The organism is Candidatus Poribacteria bacterium (assembly GCA_009839745.1).
Lineage (GTDB): Bacteria > Poribacteria > WGA-4E > WGA-4E > WGA-3G > WGA-3G.
The window spans coordinates 25,870-41,846 of record VXPE01000045.1; the positions used below are offsets into that span (position 1 = coordinate 25,870).

Annotated in this window: 15 protein-coding genes; 12 read left to right on the top strand and 3 right to left on the bottom strand. The window is 48.6% G+C overall.

Annotated elements, in window-relative coordinates:
• Positions 1–10: 10 nt before the first annotated feature.
• The 9 genes from F4X88_07600 to phoU all read left to right on the top strand — a co-directional run bounded on the left by F4X88_07600 (position 11) and on the right by phoU (position 7,789).
• Entirely contained in the window at positions 11–937 is a 927-nt protein-coding gene (locus tag F4X88_07600) for a phosphate ABC transporter substrate-binding protein (GenBank protein ID MYA56142.1), read from the top strand.
• Positions 938–939: 2 nt separating this feature from the next.
• On the top strand, positions 940–1,848 hold the full coding sequence (gene pstC / locus F4X88_07605) for a phosphate ABC transporter permease subunit PstC (protein ID MYA56143.1): 909 nt from the start codon (positions 940–942) through the stop codon (positions 1,846–1,848).
• Between the two features lie 188 nt (positions 1,849–2,036).
• Positions 2,037–2,921 (top strand): phosphate ABC transporter permease PstA, encoded by an 885-nt coding sequence (gene pstA / locus F4X88_07610; GenBank protein MYA56144.1) that lies wholly within the window; start codon positions 2,037–2,039, stop codon positions 2,919–2,921.
• A 175-nt stretch (positions 2,922–3,096) separates the two neighbouring features.
• Positions 3,097–3,855 carry an ion transporter gene (locus F4X88_07615; protein ID MYA56145.1) on the top strand — a complete coding sequence of 253 codons (759 nt, stop codon included), beginning with the start codon at positions 3,097–3,099 and terminating at the stop codon, positions 3,853–3,855.
• Positions 3,836–4,621: a phosphate ABC transporter ATP-binding protein gene (locus tag F4X88_07620; protein MYA56146.1), complete on the top strand. Its 786-nt coding sequence runs from the start codon at positions 3,836–3,838 to the stop codon at positions 4,619–4,621. The genes F4X88_07615 and F4X88_07620 overlap by 20 nt, the downstream gene beginning before the upstream one ends.
• Before the next feature lie 40 nt (positions 4,622–4,661).
• Complete coding sequence (locus F4X88_07625; GenBank protein ID MYA56147.1) at positions 4,662–5,426, top strand: phosphate ABC transporter ATP-binding protein; 765 nt, start codon at positions 4,662–4,664, stop codon at positions 5,424–5,426.
• Positions 5,427–5,470: 44 nt separating this feature from the next.
• Positions 5,471–6,298 (top strand): ABC transporter permease subunit, encoded by an 828-nt coding sequence (locus tag F4X88_07630; GenBank protein MYA56148.1) that lies wholly within the window; start codon positions 5,471–5,473, stop codon positions 6,296–6,298.
• An 8-nt stretch (positions 6,299–6,306) separates the two neighbouring features.
• Complete coding sequence (locus tag F4X88_07635) at positions 6,307–7,080, top strand: phosphate ABC transporter ATP-binding protein (GenBank protein ID MYA56149.1); 774 nt, start codon at positions 6,307–6,309, stop codon at positions 7,078–7,080.
• Between the two features lie 67 nt (positions 7,081–7,147).
• Complete coding sequence (phoU, locus tag F4X88_07640) at positions 7,148–7,789, top strand: phosphate signaling complex protein PhoU (protein ID MYA56150.1); 642 nt, start codon at positions 7,148–7,150, stop codon at positions 7,787–7,789.
• Here phoU and F4X88_07645 read toward each other — a convergent pair.
• Together F4X88_07645 and F4X88_07650 are read right to left on the bottom strand one after the other, a co-directional pair.
• Positions 7,786–8,991, bottom strand: a complete 1,206-nt coding sequence (locus tag F4X88_07645; protein ID MYA56151.1) for a mechanosensitive ion channel — start codon at positions 8,989–8,991, stop codon at positions 7,786–7,788. The two genes, phoU and F4X88_07645, sit on opposite strands and share 4 nt — an antisense overlap.
• Positions 8,992–9,006: 15 nt before the next feature.
• Complete coding sequence (locus F4X88_07650; GenBank protein MYA56152.1) at positions 9,007–11,280, bottom strand: hypothetical protein; 2,274 nt, start codon at positions 11,278–11,280, stop codon at positions 9,007–9,009.
• A gap of 212 nt (positions 11,281–11,492) precedes the next feature.
• On the opposite strand from F4X88_07650, the gene F4X88_07655 reads away from it, so the two are divergent.
• Both F4X88_07655 and F4X88_07660 read left to right on the top strand, forming a co-directional pair.
• Positions 11,493–12,761, top strand: a complete 1,269-nt coding sequence (locus F4X88_07655) for a Gfo/Idh/MocA family oxidoreductase (GenBank protein MYA56153.1) — start codon at positions 11,493–11,495, stop codon at positions 12,759–12,761.
• Entirely contained in the window at positions 12,762–14,057 is a 1,296-nt protein-coding gene (locus F4X88_07660; GenBank protein ID MYA56154.1) for an MFS transporter, read from the top strand. It abuts the gene before it with no gap.
• On the opposite strand, the gene F4X88_07665 is transcribed toward F4X88_07660, so the two are convergent.
• On the bottom strand, positions 14,054–14,647 hold the full coding sequence (locus tag F4X88_07665; GenBank protein MYA56155.1) for a UbiX family flavin prenyltransferase: 594 nt from the start codon (positions 14,645–14,647) through the stop codon (positions 14,054–14,056). The genes F4X88_07660 and F4X88_07665 overlap by 4 nt on opposite strands.
• Positions 14,648–14,919: 272 nt before the next feature.
• Between F4X88_07665 and F4X88_07670 the strand changes: the two genes are divergently transcribed.
• On the top strand, positions 14,920–15,963 hold the full coding sequence (locus tag F4X88_07670; GenBank protein ID MYA56156.1) for a D-TA family PLP-dependent enzyme: 1,044 nt from the start codon (positions 14,920–14,922) through the stop codon (positions 15,961–15,963).
• Positions 15,964–15,977: the final 14 nt, after the last annotated feature.

The window sequence follows — 15,977 nt, forward strand, 5'->3', positions numbered from 1 at the left end:
AGGGAGATTGATGCGAATAAAGGGTCGGATCTGCTTCACGACTCCATATCTGCTCATCGCTTTGGTATGTTGCTTCGTCATGAACGGATGTTCACCGAAAGACGATACAAGCGTTGCGAAGACAGAGGACACACAATTCACCATCAAAAATAAAGGTTCAGACACGATGGTGAATCTGGCACAAGCATGGGCTGAAAAGTATACGGAGATCACCACGACTGCCTCGGTGGAGGTATCGGGTGGCGGTTCTGGAACGGGTGTCGCTGCACTTATTAATGGCACGGTAGATATTGCGAATTGCAGTCGACAGATTAAGCCAAAAGAGCTGGAACTTGCGACGCAAAATACGGGTAAAGTCCCGCAGGAATTCATCGTCGGCTACGATGCCCTCGCCGTCTATGTGCACCGAGACACACCCATTGATAGAATTACCATTATTCAACTTGCAGAAATTTATGGTGAGAACGGCACAATAAGCAAATGGAGCGAGCTCGGTATATCGCATAGCGATTGTCCGAGTGACAAAATTATCCGCATCAGCCGTCAATCTAATTCCGGCACTTATTTCTATTTTCGCGAAGCCCTTCTCGGTAAAAGTCGTGATTTTCGCATCGGTTCGTTGGATTTACACGGTTCCAAAGACGTCGTAGAAGTTGTCGGAAGGACCCCGTGTGCTATCGGTTACAGCGGCATGGGATATGCCACCTCACATGTGAAAATGTTAGAGGTCGCTGCTGACTCCAATTCGCTTTACTATCCCCCAAATCTTGAAAATGTCCTTGCCAAAACCTACCCTATCGCGCGTCCCTTATACATGTATTCCCTCGGTGAACCTGCGGGAGAAGTAAAAATATATCTCGATTGGATCTTGTCAGCAGCCGGGCAAGAAATCGTTAAGAAACTCGGCTTCGTCCCTTTAGAAAATAATCAAAAATAAATATGAACATCCTACGCAAAAAAAGCGCGGCAAATCTACCATTTTCCGAGACAGCGATTGAATTATTTATCCGTCTGTGTGGTATCAGTTCCATTCTCTTTGTATTCGGTATCTTCTTTTTTGTCTTTCGGGAGGGTGCCGGTTTCCTTTTCGGGGGTTTAGATTTAGGGCAATTTCTGACGAGTGTAGAGTGGCAACCGACCTCATTGAACAATAAAAGATATGGGGCATTTGCGCTGATCGTTGGCACTTTCAGCGTCACCCTTTTAGCCATGTGTATCGCTGTTCCGTTTGGGCTTGGGGCGGCAATCTTTGTATCGGAGTTCTGTAGTCCAAAACTGAGAGAAACATTTAAGATCATCATCGAACTGCTCGCGGCTATCCCGTCCGTTGTGTGGGGGTTCATCGGATTGACCCTGATGAATCAATTGATTATCACAGTGTTCAAAGCCCCTATTGGGTTAACAATGCTCAACGGCAGTATCATGCTGGCATTGATGAGTGTGCCGATTATCGTTTCTATCGCGGAAGATGCCTTAAAAGCTGTCCCGGATTCCTATCGTGAAGCGGCGGAGGCACTCGGTGCGACTCGATGGCAAGTGGTGTATCGTGTGCTTTTACCCGCTGCCAAAAACGGACTCCTCGCAGCCGTGCTCCTCGGTGCCGCACGCTCTATCGGTGAAACGATGGCTGTGCTTATGGCGACGGGACACTCTGTTAACATTCCATCGGGGCCTCTCTCTTGGATTCGCACGCTCACGGCGACAATCGCGGCTGAGTTGGGTGAAGTCGCAAGAGGCGATGAACACTATCAAGTCCTCTTTATCATCGGTATCTTGTTGTTTACGATTACCTTTGTGGTGAACCTCATCGCCGATTTAGTAATTAAAGGCATCCGTCAGGATTTTTAAACTATTAACTCTGGGCATCGTTCCAAATGTAAAGCAAAGACAAATTATGCCATTTAAGGAAACCTAATTTCATTCCACGATGGTGTCTGGTGAATTCAGAAACCTCTACACACCTATAGCAGGTTGGAATTAACTGGAAACCGTTGTGAAACGAAGTGGCGCAACGTCCAGATTTCCATAATTAAAAAATGTTTATAGAAACAGAAATCAGCAAACACAAGCGGTGGACAGAGAATGTGATGCGAATCTTCTTTCTTGTGATGACAAGTCTGATGATTCTTCCATTACTTCTCATCGTCGGTTATCTTATTTACAAAGCATTACCGGTCCTCTCACCGGAGTTCCTATTCACGAATCCGAAGGACAACATGCGTGCGGGGGGGCTCTGGGCTCCCTTCTTAGGGACGATCTATTTGGTGGTCGTCTCCTTATTGGTATCGGCACCGATTGGCGTATTCGCTGCAGTATACCTCAATGAGTATGCCCGTGAGAGTTGGTTCACACGTATCACGAATTTAGCGGTTGTGAACCTTGCGGGTGTCCCGAGTATCGTCCATGCGTTGTTCGGGGTTGGTGCCTTCGTGCTTTTCGCGGGTTTAGGAGAATCCATTTTAGCAGCGTCCCTCACGTTAGCCATCATGACGCTCCCGGTCATCATCGCCAGCACGACGGAAGCCCTCAAAGCCGTCCCGATGTCGTTTCGAGAGGCGTGCTGGAACCTTGGGGCGACGCGCTGGCAAACGATTCGCCGTATCGTTATCCCTAACTCCATCAGCGGCATTTTGACGGGTGTTATCTTACAGGTATCGCGAGCAGCAGGTGAAACTGCACCCATTATGTTCACGGGTGCAGTTTTTTATAAAGCTATTGCGGAAGGAAACCTTTTCGCCTATAATATAATGGAACAGTGTATGGCACTCTCGCTACACCTCTTTACGATTTCCACACAGGTGCCGGACGTTACGGAGGGCATTCCGTATGGGACTGCGGTTGTCCTTGTTGGCAGTGTCTTACTCGTCAATGCAGCAGCGATTGTGCTAAGGGTGTATCTCCGAACTCGGAAAAAGTGGTAGGATGGCTGTCAGCGGTCAGAAGAATAGTCGGCTGTCGGTAAGAGGGTTTTGGATCACCAGACGCTTCTTAAGTATTCCGCAAAGATCGCGAGTACAACTCGCTCCTACAAGAAAACATTGCCGCCGAATTACCCAATTAAGTTAAGCTTCATACGGTTTTCGACAACTATAAAGAATGAACAAAGAGAAATTACGAGCGATCATTGAAGGAAACATTGTCAGCGGAATAATCCAGTTCCTGATTCTCGCTTCCGCTGTCGTCTTTGTGCTTGAATCTGATAGTGAGGACCCCCATGCCCCTCACTTCATTTTGTTGGACTCGGTATTTTTTGGTCTATTTTCGATCGAATATATCCTACGCGTCTATATGGAACCCAGAAAGCGGGATTTCATTTTCAGTTTCTATGGCATCATAGACCTACTCGCGATTCTACCATCTCTGTTCCTTTTGCCGGGCTTCCGTGTACTTAGAATACTACGGTTTCTACGAATTTTCAGGATCTTCAAAGCGACCCGATTTATTTTAGCGGTAGACCGACTCACCGAGGCATTGAATGAAATCCGACGGGAACTTTTGGCACTGGTCATCCTGTCATTAATGTTAGTCTATCTCGCTGCGTGTGGTATCCATTATTTTGAAAGAGAAAAGCAACCCGAAGAATTCGGAACCATTCTTGATTCCATGTGGTGGGCTATTGTAACACTCACAACAGTCGGTTACGGAGATGTCTATCCGATAACACCGGGTGGCAAAATTTTCACTGCCCTTGTCACTCTTGTTGGCGTGGGATTAATCGCCATCCCGTCTGGACTCTTAGCCTCAGTTTTAACGGAAGCACGGGTGGAACGGAAAATAGAGGAAGAAAGTGAAGAAAACGTGAAAAACGCATCCACGGAAGGCAGTGACGCAACACATGCAAACAAATACCCCTAACGGTTCACAAAGCGCGCCTCTAATTGAGATTACCGATCTGAAGGTGCATTATGGAAACACCTCCGCCCTGAACGGTGTCTCCTTCGATGTATATCAGAACGAGATCCTCGGTATCATTGGTCCTGCGCAATCCGGTAAAACAACGCTCCTGAAAGTTATCAACAGAACATTGGAATTTACGCCGGACACAACCGTAGCAGGATCGGTGAAACTCGATGGCGAAGATATTAGCACAATTAGCGATGTCTACGGCTTACGCCGCCGGATCGGTATGGTGCAGCCCTTACCGGTGGGGCTGCCGCTTTCCATCTATGATAACGTGGCTTTTGCACCACGCACAGCCGGTATCCGCGCAAGATCGGAATTAGACGAAATCGTTGAACGGTGTTTACAGCAAGCAGCACTCTGGGAAGAGGTGAAGGACCGGTTGAACACGCTCGGCACTAAATTATCGGGTGGACAACAACAACGCTTGACGATCGCGCGTGCGCTTTCGCATCAACCAGACATCCTCTGCCTCGACGAATTCTCAATCGCTGTTGATCCTGTTACAACGATGCGTATTGAAGAGGTGCTCAAAACTTTACGAACAGAAATGACGATTCTGCTCGTCACGAATTTGGTGCAACAGGCAAAACGGTTGGCGAACCGCACTGCCTTTTTTCTCAACGGGGACCTCATCGAAATTGATACAACAGATATAATTTTCTCTGAAAATCCATCAGAGCAAGCGACTTACGACTACGTGAACGGGACCTTTGGATAAGAAAAAAAACGGGCTGGGTAACCCAGCCTCTACGAAAAAGATGAATTATAGCATTGAAACTGAAAATCTCAACCTCTGGTATGGTGACTTCCAAGCCCTCATTGATGTGAGCGTCAGGATACGCGACGGCCAAATAACTTCGCTTATCGGTCCTTCTGGATGTGGGAAATCAACACTATTGCGCTGCTTCAACCGCGTCAATGAACGCTACGGTAACGTTACGACGAAAGGGACAATCGAGATTCTGGGAAAAAATATCTATGATGCGGATGTCTCTTTGCCGGAACTCCGAAAAGCCGTGGGTATGGTGTTCCAAAGACCAAATCCATTGCCGATTTCAGTCTACGAAAATATACTGTTCGGTTTGCGTATCCACTCTCCAATACGGAGTATGACCCGAACAGAATCAGATCAGATTGTTGAAGAGGCACTTACATCCGTCTTCCTCTGGGAGGATCTGAAGGACAAATTGAAGGTGCGGGCGACATCACTCCAACTTGAACAGCAGCAAAAACTCTGTATCGCGCGTTTGCTACCGCTGAAACCCAAAGTCATTCTGATGGATGAACCCTGCTCCGCGTTAGACGCGAAAGGCACGCTCGCTGTTGAAGAACTCATGGAAGCCCTTGCGGGGACATATACATTCCTTATCGTAACGCACAACATGGCACAGGCACGGCGAGTCAGTACGGAGTGTATCTATATGTTCCTCGGCGAACTTATTGAACACAGAGAAACACAAGCCCTCTTTGAAACACCTCAACACCCTAAAACCGCGGATTACGTCCAAATGCGATACGGATAAGAATAACTGTCAGCCATCAGTTTCCGTCATTAGGATACCCAATCATGAATTCCTCAATGATCCGTTCAGAACTCAGAAAAAAAATCGCTTTGCAGGGGGGGGCTGTCATTATAGTGGGAGCCGTGTTTGTTTTTTTCTGGAACAACCTTAGAAAAACAGCGGAGGCTCACATTCAAACGTCATCAACCTCTCGTATCTCCGGTATATTGCCCAGTCTCATCAGCGATCTCAATCTGATTCTACCCATCAGCCTTTTGGCGGTTTTATTCGGGGTAGCTTGCGCTTTTTACTTAGAAGAATGGTGTCCAGTAACAAGTTGGATTCGAGGTTTTATCGGAAGCCAAGTCAACTTTTTGACTGAAATTCCTTCACTCTTATACGGACTTTTAGCAATCATGGTTATTTTCAGCGACACCGGCGTTCTCAAAGAGATCGGCGCCCTTCCGCCTGCCGAGAACGTGAATGAATCTGGATCAGAAGTCGCTCTCTTTCAACGGAACACGTTGGTGTTTTACGCAGAGACTTTAATTTTCATTCTGATGGCAATGCCAATAGCAATCAAAACAACCCAAGAGGCACTTCGATCTGTTGCGACACCCATCCGTGAATCTGCCTACGTCTTAGGTGCCACTCAATGGCAAGTCTTAACGAAACAGGTCGTGCCGCTTGCCTTTCCAAAAATGCTTGCAGGCGGATGTCGATCGATGTCTCGGGCACTCGCGGGAGCTGCCTTACTTATCGGTATCCATATACCGAGCCATACAACAGGTCCCAGAGGCATACCCGATAGATTCGTGTTATTCTTAGGCGGAGCACTGCTATTGAGCACTATTTCCAGCTTTTTAACGATTGAATCCGGAACCCATAAGTAAAAAAAACGATGCAGACGAAAACAGAAGACCCCATTCTGAGCACCCATAACTTAAATGTGTGGTATGGCGATCATCAGATTCTGAACACCCTCTCGTTTGAGGTCCAACCGAGACAGGTAACAGCACTCATGGGTCCTGCCAATTGCGGTAAAAGCACACTTGTCCGGTGCTTCAATCGTTTAAATGACTTTACGCCGAATTTCAGGTTCAGCGGCGAAATACTTTTTAAAGGCAGTAACATGTATGCCAAAAAGGCAGATGTCACCGCCATTCGGAAAAAGATTGGAATGGTGTTCCGAAAACCTGAATTATTTCGTTGCTCTATCTATGGGAATGTGGCATACGGGGCTCGGATAGCAGGCATACAGCAATCTTCACACCTTGATAGCATCGTTCAGAAAAGCCTGCTAAGAGCCGGACTTTGGAATGAAGTGGAACCTATTTTGCACGGAGATCCAAAACATCTCTCAATCGGACAGCAACAACTTCTCTGTACGGCGCGGGCATTAGCGGTTGACCCCGAAATCCTGATATTTGATGAGCCGTGTGGGGAACTGGACCCGATCGCAACCGTTAAAATCGAGACGCTCATACGAGATCTCGCAAACGATTACACCCTTATCTTCGTCACGAATAAAAGGCGGCAAGCGGCGCGTGTTTCTGATGTCGCGGGGTTTCTCTACTGCGGGGAATTGATCGAATTCGGAACAACGGAAAAGATTTTCACAAATCCACAAGATACAAGAACAGAGCAATATGTGACAGGTGCTTTAAGCTATTAAATCTGGGCACGACTCCTTGTGCAAGCCTATAGAGGAGACCTGCGGGACAATATTACGCGGTGGTTTTATGTTAGAACACGAGATCAAGGGACTTCAGCACAAAATATTAGAAATGGCGGGGCTTGCGGAACAGATGCTGCGGCAATCCATTGAATCCGTTTTAACGCGAGATAGCGCGTTAGCGGCACTCGTCATTGCTACAGACGATAGGATTGATCTGCTTGAAAACGAGATCGAGTCATTGTGTATCCAACTCATCGCACTCCATCAACCCGTAGCCATAGAACTCCGGTTTCTAACAACAGCGATGAAGGTTAACTATAACGTCGAAAGGATAGCGGACAAAAGCGTTTCTATCGCCAAACGGAGCATTGAGTTATCGGAGCATCCACCGGTCAAACCCTTCGTAGACCTCCCATACGTCGCACAGGTGATTCAAGCCATGGTTAAGGACGCAATAGATGCCTTCGTCAATCGGAACGCCGAACATGCCTTAGAAATTCGAGCACGCGACACTGAAGTTGACGAAATTTATGAAAAGATGCTCCACGAACTTCTGACAATTTTGAGCGAACATCCGAGACTTATCCAACCCGGTATCAGTCTGCTCCTCCTTTTTCGGCATTTGGAACGGATAGGCGACCTGGCGGCAAATATCAGTGAAGAGGTCTATTATCTCGTCAGGGGTGATGTCATTCGGCACACCTAAGGGGTCGGCAGTTTTTGCGGCTCGGTGTCCGTTGGATACAAATGGACATCCCGTTGTGGGAAGGGGATCCTAATGTCGTGCTCCTTAAATTTTTCCCAAATCATAAAATGCAGATCGCTCGCAATATCAAAACGTTGAAAACAATCGGAAACCCATGCCAACAATTCAAAATTCAAGGACGATTCCCCGAAGTCAGTGAAGCGGACAAACGGTGCGGTGACGTTTTCCATAGCAGGATTGGGTTCTTTAATTATCTCCGGATGGGCGTGAGCGACTTCAAGTAGGAGCTTTTTGACAAGCGTCACATCTGAACTATACGATACACCCACCGGAATCTGAAGTCGATAGCGGTTATTATAGTGCGTGAGGTTATGAACAGATTCTGTAATCAGCTGAGAATTCGGGACGATAACTTCCTTTTCATCAAGGGCGACGATGATCGTTGACCGAAGATTGATGCTACCGACCCTCCCAAATATGTTAACGTCCATAATCTCCACGAGATCCCCAATTTTGATAGGGCGTTCAAAAATCAGAATAAATCCCGATATTAGGTTCGAGGCGATATTCTGTAAACCAAAACCGATCCCAATACTTAGCCCACCGAAAATTAAGGCTACACTTGTGAAACTCACACCGATCGTGTTGAGACTGATAATGACCCCGATAATGATAAGGCTGAAGTGAAGGAAGCGGAGTAAAATAAACTGGGTATGATCCGCAATTTGAAAAGCCTGTAATACCTGTCGCCGTAGCACCCATTGAACATATTTTGAGAGAATAAACATCCCGAAGACAATTACAAACCCATAAAAAAGCCGCGCCAACGTTAATTTCGCGACTTCTGCAGTCGCATCGGGCTCTCCGGGTTTCTGAGAAGGTTGAAAAAGGTCGGTAAGCGGATAATCAAAAAGTTTACCAAAGAACCCAGTGCTAATCCCTGCAAGCCGGAATGCCAAACCGATCCCAAAAATTAAGACGACCAGGAATAGCAGTGCCAGTAATCGATTTATGAGGGTTTGTGGGATCCCGAGCCTATTGAAAAGCCGCCGGAACCATCGGCGTAAAAAACCTGCGATTGTCAATGTGGCTGTCAAAGTGACAATTAACCCAACAATTTGGATGACTCTCACAGGTTCCTCACCTAAAGTGATGACCCGTGTTTGAAATAAATCAAGAGCTTGTGGGATCAACTCATTCATCAAACCCTGCCTCTATTAATCGATTGAAATCTGTTCAATTGCATGAACGAACAACACGTCATTGGCTGCCTCGTAGGACTGTAGCGTTTTCGCCAATTTTTCAGAGTAGATATCTTCCCCTGTTAAACCTGCGATCACCAAATCGGTCTGAGAGGATCGATGCTCTATCTCTTGCTCTAAAGCCGTCTGACTGCTGTAAGAGACGGACGTCACGTTATGCATTGAAATCGGAAGTCGCCCTTCCTTCATGAGCGTCGAAAGTCTGTTCGCTTCCCGCTTAGCATCCGTGGCTTCGGAACAAGCGAAAAGCCGGATTTCGGCACGTCTCCAATCTGGATGCCCTACAATGATAAAGGCAAGCAAGAGCATCATTGGTGCGTTTTTCAAGTTGTCTTCCGTTACCCATACATCGATCGAGGAACGATACCCAAATCGGTATCCCGTGGATCGCAGGACCAGGACATTGAACAACGAATTCGCAACAAGGGGTATTCCTTCTTTAACTTCTTCGACCTCGTCAGGCCTGTCACGATCGAATTCAAGGAGAACACAATTATTTGGCAACCCCGAAATCCCGGGCATCTGCAATATTTGTGTCAGGGCGAGTTGAAACGTCGGGCAAATTATGGAATCCACGAAGATACCGGCTCTGCTGACCTCCGTCTTTTTAATCAAATCATCCACATGGATACGTGCTTGGAGTTCACTGGAAAACGAGTAGTCTCCAGGGAACAGACGGATGAAGTGTCCGAACCCATGCCTGTGGCAAATCCAGCGTAGTAGATCGAAATGTCCGAGCCGTCCCTCTCCGAATCGGGTCATTGCGACAATCGAGGGGCGCCATCCGCCTTCAGACGAATTGACCCGACTTTTTTGTAAAGTAATCTGAAGCCATCGGGTTAACTGAAACATGGTGCCTTGAAAGATCGCCGTCAAGTCGCGTTGTCCCTTATGACTTCTGCGGAGTCCGAGGTAGGCCACCGCCATGAGTCCTATAGAAATGAAAGCATAGAGTGCGCTGATTTGGAACATCATCAAACCGCACATGACAGTCCCTAAGAGAGATAAGTACCAGCGAGAATGGAAGGTAGGGCGATACGAGGGATTACTCGCAAAGTGCTCCAGGAACGACACTGCACAGAGCGCGCCATAAGTTACCATGAAGAACATCGTCAAGATCTGTGCGATGAAGTCCAATTCGCCGATCGCCACGAAAATGATCGCGATGATGCCTGACACAGATGTCGCATATACAGGTTCCTGCGACTCACCGACACCTTTTTCCATGAGACGGTTTAATTTCGGGATCGGTAGCACACTGTCTCGGGCAAGCATTTGCAATGTTCTCGGAGCCACCATAATCGATCCGAGCGCAGAGGAAAGCGCAGCTGCCCCCAATCCGACGTAGATAGCGGGTCCCCACAGCGAAACCTTTGCCATGATAAACTCATCGGCATCGAGTGCTTCAGGCGTGGCACTCTGACCGAGCTTAATCGCAACAAGCACATATATGACCATGCCTGCGAATGTTGCCCCGATCGTCCCGACGGGTATACTTCTTTGCGGATTTTTCAGATCACCAGATAACCCCAAACCTGCAATCATACCGGTAAATGCGGGAAAGCATGTGGCGAAAACGATGCCAAAACTGTCGGGATTCTCAATACGTGCCGTAAGGTTCAATCCCTCGGGCCGAATTGATTCAGGTCCCTGTCCCAAAAGGAACGTAATTATGGACACTGCGAGGATTGCACACACGCCCCATAGCACTCGAACCCCGCTCCCTGCGCCCTTCGTCAGCATCAGGACAAGAAGAAAGACGGTGAAGGGCAGACTTACCCACCGTGGGTCGGGAATCAATCCATACGTCGTCGCGACCCAGTCATAAATAGGTTGAAAAGCCTGGGCAAACGCCACGATATAGAAGGCAACCGAGATGGCTTGGGAGATATACAGGGCAATTCCGATGGAGCCTCCGATACTCTCTCCGAACGAGCGACTAACAATATAGTATGCACCGCCACCCGCTACGCGACGATTCGTCGCAATCTCAGACACCGCCAGAACCGTCGGAACCGTCACAAGATGCCCAAGTGCGATAACCATGAGGCTCCCCCAGAGCCCGGCGTGTGCAACGGCGTAACCGAACCGTAAAAAGAGAATAGCACCGAGAATCGTACTCACTGAAGCTAGGAACACGGGCGCGGTACCGAAACCGTGTCCTTGTTGGGAGCCTGGAGCATTACCGCCGAGTTGAGATTCAGACTGCTGTCCTTGATTTGAAAACATCGTCAATTTTCCTTTCGTTCAGGGCACTGCACGCCTACAATGTAAGACGCAACACTCATAAATATATATAGTGCCATGTTTCTGTTAACGGTTCACCCTTAATTAAATCATGTATTAATCATACCTATTAAGAGCGTATTTGTCAAACGAAACTGAGAAGCATTCAATACATCACAAAAAAACAGTGATTTAAGGGTCGTTCTTACCCAGAAATGAAGGTTTTCAATTTGCCTCAAAAACGTATCCGTGATACGATAACGCATCAGACATTTTTACGAAAAAAGGGGAAAATCATGGCGGTCCAAATTGCAATTATCGGATGCGGTGGGATGGCAACCGGGCATCTCAACGCTTACCTCACAATACACCAAACAGAGCCGGGTAAAGTAGAACTCGTCGCGATGTGCGATGAAGTCAAAGAACGCGCAGACAACTTCGCCGATCAAGTCAAAGCGGTGACGGGTAAAAAACCTACCGTGTTTGATGACACCGACACCATGCTCGCAACGGCGGATTTAGACGGCGCAGATATTTGCACGTCGCATGCACATCACCATATCAATGCCATAAAGTGCCTCAATAGTGGGGTCAACGTCATGGTGGAGAAACCGATGGGCGTAACCGTCAAAGCGAGTCATGCGATTATTGCGGCGGCGAAAGCGAATAACAAAATCGCGGCAACCGCTGAGAACATCCGTCGCATGCCGAGCCGACGCACTGCGGAATGGTTAATGAACGAAAAACAGATGCTCGGCGATCTGCGGATGTTTTCCGCACAACACGCCTCTTATCGGGAACCGGATCCGCAAAGTGATTGGCACTGGCGACTCGACTTAACCCTCGGGGGGGGTGGCATGGTGATGGATTCCGGGGCACACTATTGCGATACCATACGCTATCTCTTCGGGGACCCAGACACCGTGTATGGACGCGTTTGTCAATTTGAGGATCTGCAAGTTACCAAAGCCGGGCAACTCGTCAAGAACGAACAGGAGGACACCTGGGTTGCAACCCTTAACTTCAAAAATGGAGTCATCGGACTCTGGACGTGTACATGGGCAGCAGTCGGACACGGCTTCCATCATGTTGTCTACTACGGGAGCGAAGGCTGTCTCCTCGATGATGGTGACATCTTCCACGGCCCCTTCGATGGCGCGGAAGTGATTCTTAAAGACGGCACTCGTCATAGCATGGAAAGCCTTATCGCCGAATATCAGTCAAGCCTTTCCGATGAAGAAGCAGCGCGGCTCTTTCCACACAACTTCACCGATGGTGTCGTCCTTGAATGCTACGATTTCGCGGATGCAATAGCAAACAACCGTCCCCCAGAACTGGATGCTGAGGTAGGGCTACGGGCTAAATCCATTTGTGAAGCGATTTACGAGTCTAATGCCTGTGGACAGGCAGTTGACTATGAAGAGGTAGTCGCGGGCAATATTGAAGTCTACCAGAAACCGATTAACGAACGGTGGAATCTCTAATTGTCTAAACAAGAACGTTCCCCAACACAGCCCACGGACACACAACGGGACATCGGAAAACCGGTCGGCTATTTTGAACTGATTCTACAGAATGCAAACTTCCGCTGGCTCTGGGGTGGGCAGGTCGTCAGTCTGCTCGGGGATTGGTTTAACCTCATCGCCTCTGCCATCCTCATTGCTGAGTTAACGGACTCCGGTCTCGCGTTAGGCATTCTGTTTACAATCCGAATGCTGGCACCCTTCGCAGTTGCTCCGATTGCGGGGATATTCGCGGACAGGTATAATCGGAAGCATCTGTTAATCATCACAGATATCGTGCGCGCCGTCGTTGTTCTCGGATTTCTTTTCGTCCGAGATGCAAATGATATTTGGTTGCTTTATGCCCTCACGACCGTTCTGTTCGGTGTCAGCGGTTTCTTCAGTCCGGCACGGAGTGCTATCCTCCCAGACGTTACCTCTCCACAAGAGCTGGGGACTGCTAACACGCTCGGCGCAGCCACCTGGTCGGTGATGCTCGCCGTCGGTGCTGCCATCGGGGGTTTAACAACAGGACTCTTTGGCAGCCAGACGGCTTTCATTATTGACGGATGCACCTTTGCTGTCTCAGCAGGCCTCTTGCTGAAGATTAGACTCCCCGGGACATCATCTACTGCCGGAGAAACGCCAGGACGTGCAAAGTTAACGGCACTGCGTTATATGTTTCAGCGGCCCGACATCCTAATCATCGCAATCCATAAGGCAGCGATATCCCTTTTAATGTCTACGGGTGTTCAGGTGGTGTTAGTGGAGATCTCCAATAGTTATTTCGTTATTGGAGTCGGTGGGGCATTGAGTTTAGGAATGATATACTGCGTAAATGGGATCGGAAGTGGTATCGGACCGATTCTGGCGCGGCGGTGGACCGGCGACCGAGACAAACCGCTCCGAGTCAGTATCACCCTCGGTTACTTAATCGCAGTGATCGGAATAGCCATCATGGCTCCCCTATCTAATTTTGAGACCGTGCTTTTCGGGGGGCTTGTGAGGAGCATCGGGGGTGGAATCGTATGGGTATTTTCGACACAATTGCTGCTGCAACGCGCCCCGAACCAAATTCGAGGACGTATTTTCGGCACTGAGTTCGCCCTTTTCACACTTATGGGCGGTGCCAGCTCAATGATGATTGGGATGCTGTTAGATCGGTTTCAGATACCGATGATCTTGTGGGGAATCGCGGCACTCAACCTTATTCCGGCACTCCTATGGGGATTATGGTGTAGACATCACAATCGGGTGGGACAGAAAAGGGAAAATTAAAATTCTTTCCACCTTTGAATCAATCCCGTATCTATGCCAAACTGATCCAATATTTTCGTAACAACGAAGTTGAGCAGATCGTCCACATCTTTTGGGTAGTGATAAAACCCTGGCATTGCGGGTAACACACAAACCCCCAGGCGCGACAATTTCAGCATGTTTTCCAAATGGATCGGACTTAAGGGTGTCTCGCGCGGGACAATTACAAGCTTGCGATTCTCCTTGATACATACATCCGCGGCGCGTTGGATAAGATTGCGCGACATGCCTCCCGCGATAGACGCAACGCTCCCCATACTGCACGGCACAACGACCATCCCCTCGGTCCGGAAGGAGCCGCTGGCAATCGGTGCCGCGATGTCCGATTCGTGATGGTAAATAACCCGCGGCGAAGACACACCGATGAGGGATTCCAATTTGAAATTGTTGAGGTCAACTTCAAGCTGAAGTTCTTCTGACAAGGCACGCGCCCCAGACGAAGAAATCGTCAGATGTATCTCTATATCCTGCTGTTCTGTGAGCACTTGCAGCAGACGGACCCCATAGACTCCTGCGCTCGCGCCGGTAATTCCTACAATTAATCGTTTCAATTTCCTAAAATCTCCCGTGAGAAAATCATGCTCAAGCTTCAAATGGTGTGCGCTTGCCAGCCGAAGAAAGCACTATGTGCTGCCCTAAAACCGCACCTGCCACGCGTGGTGTGTCAAGGGGTGTTTGAAGGGATTTCTTGTATGAACAGTATAGCACCCATCTGACAAAAAATCAAGAGGCTTTTCACGCATCATCGCCCAATCGCTTGACAGAAAAATGCACAAGAGGTAAATTAAACGTAGAAATCCATAGTCTACATTACGAGGAAACTATGAACATCGCTGCCTTAGACACACCCGCACTTGCCGCAGATCTGGATGTGCTTGAACGGAACATCGAGGGTATGGCAACACATTGCGATCAACTCGGTATTCCCCTGCGTGTGCATACCAAAACGCATAAGGTGCCAGAGATCGCTAAATTGCAGATTGCCGCCGGTTCCCAAGGCATTACCTGCCAGAAATTAGGCGAAGCAGAGGTGATGGTAGATGCTGACATCGACAATATCCTTGTCCCTTACAATATCGTCGGAACACCGAAATTGAAACGGTTGACAGCACTCGTCCAACGTGCCAAGGTTATCGTCGCACTCGATTCAAAAGAAACAGCAACCGGTATCTCTGAACAAGCAAGTGCTGACGGTTGTGTTGTACCTGTTATCGTGGAACTCGATACCGGAAGTGGACGCTGCGGTGTGCAGTCCCCCCAAGACGCACAACGCCTCGCACAACAGATTATGAAAATGTCAGGCATCGATTTCCAAGGTGTGATGACGTATCCGAGCAACGTCCGAGCGAAGCCGTTTATCGAAGAAACGCTTGACTTACTCTCAAGCGACGGAATTCCTGTGAACATCATCAGTGGTGGCGGCACAGGTTCGGAAGCGGCATCGAAAGAACTCGGCTGCACGGAAACCCGAAGCGGTTCTTACGTTTACGAAGGGATGACCCGGGTCGGGAGTTCCGAGATGCTCGCGCCTGACAAGTGTGTGTTGCGTGTTATCACAACCGTCGTCAGCACACCAACGCCTGAGCGGATTATTATTGATGGTGGGATGAAGACTTTTGCGAGTTATCCCCCAACGCCTTACGGTCACATCATTGAACATCCCGAGGCGAAGATTTACGGAATGTCGGTCGAACACGGGCATGTCGATGTCAGTGAATGCTCCCACCGATTTAAGGTCGGTGAACAGCTCTCCGTTATCCCGCTGCATCAAGGGATGACGAGCAACCTGCACGATGAACTCATAGGTCTCAGAGACAATAACGTTGAAACAGTCTGGCAAATCGCAGGCAGGGGCCGCGTTTCTTAATTCGGCGCAAAGCG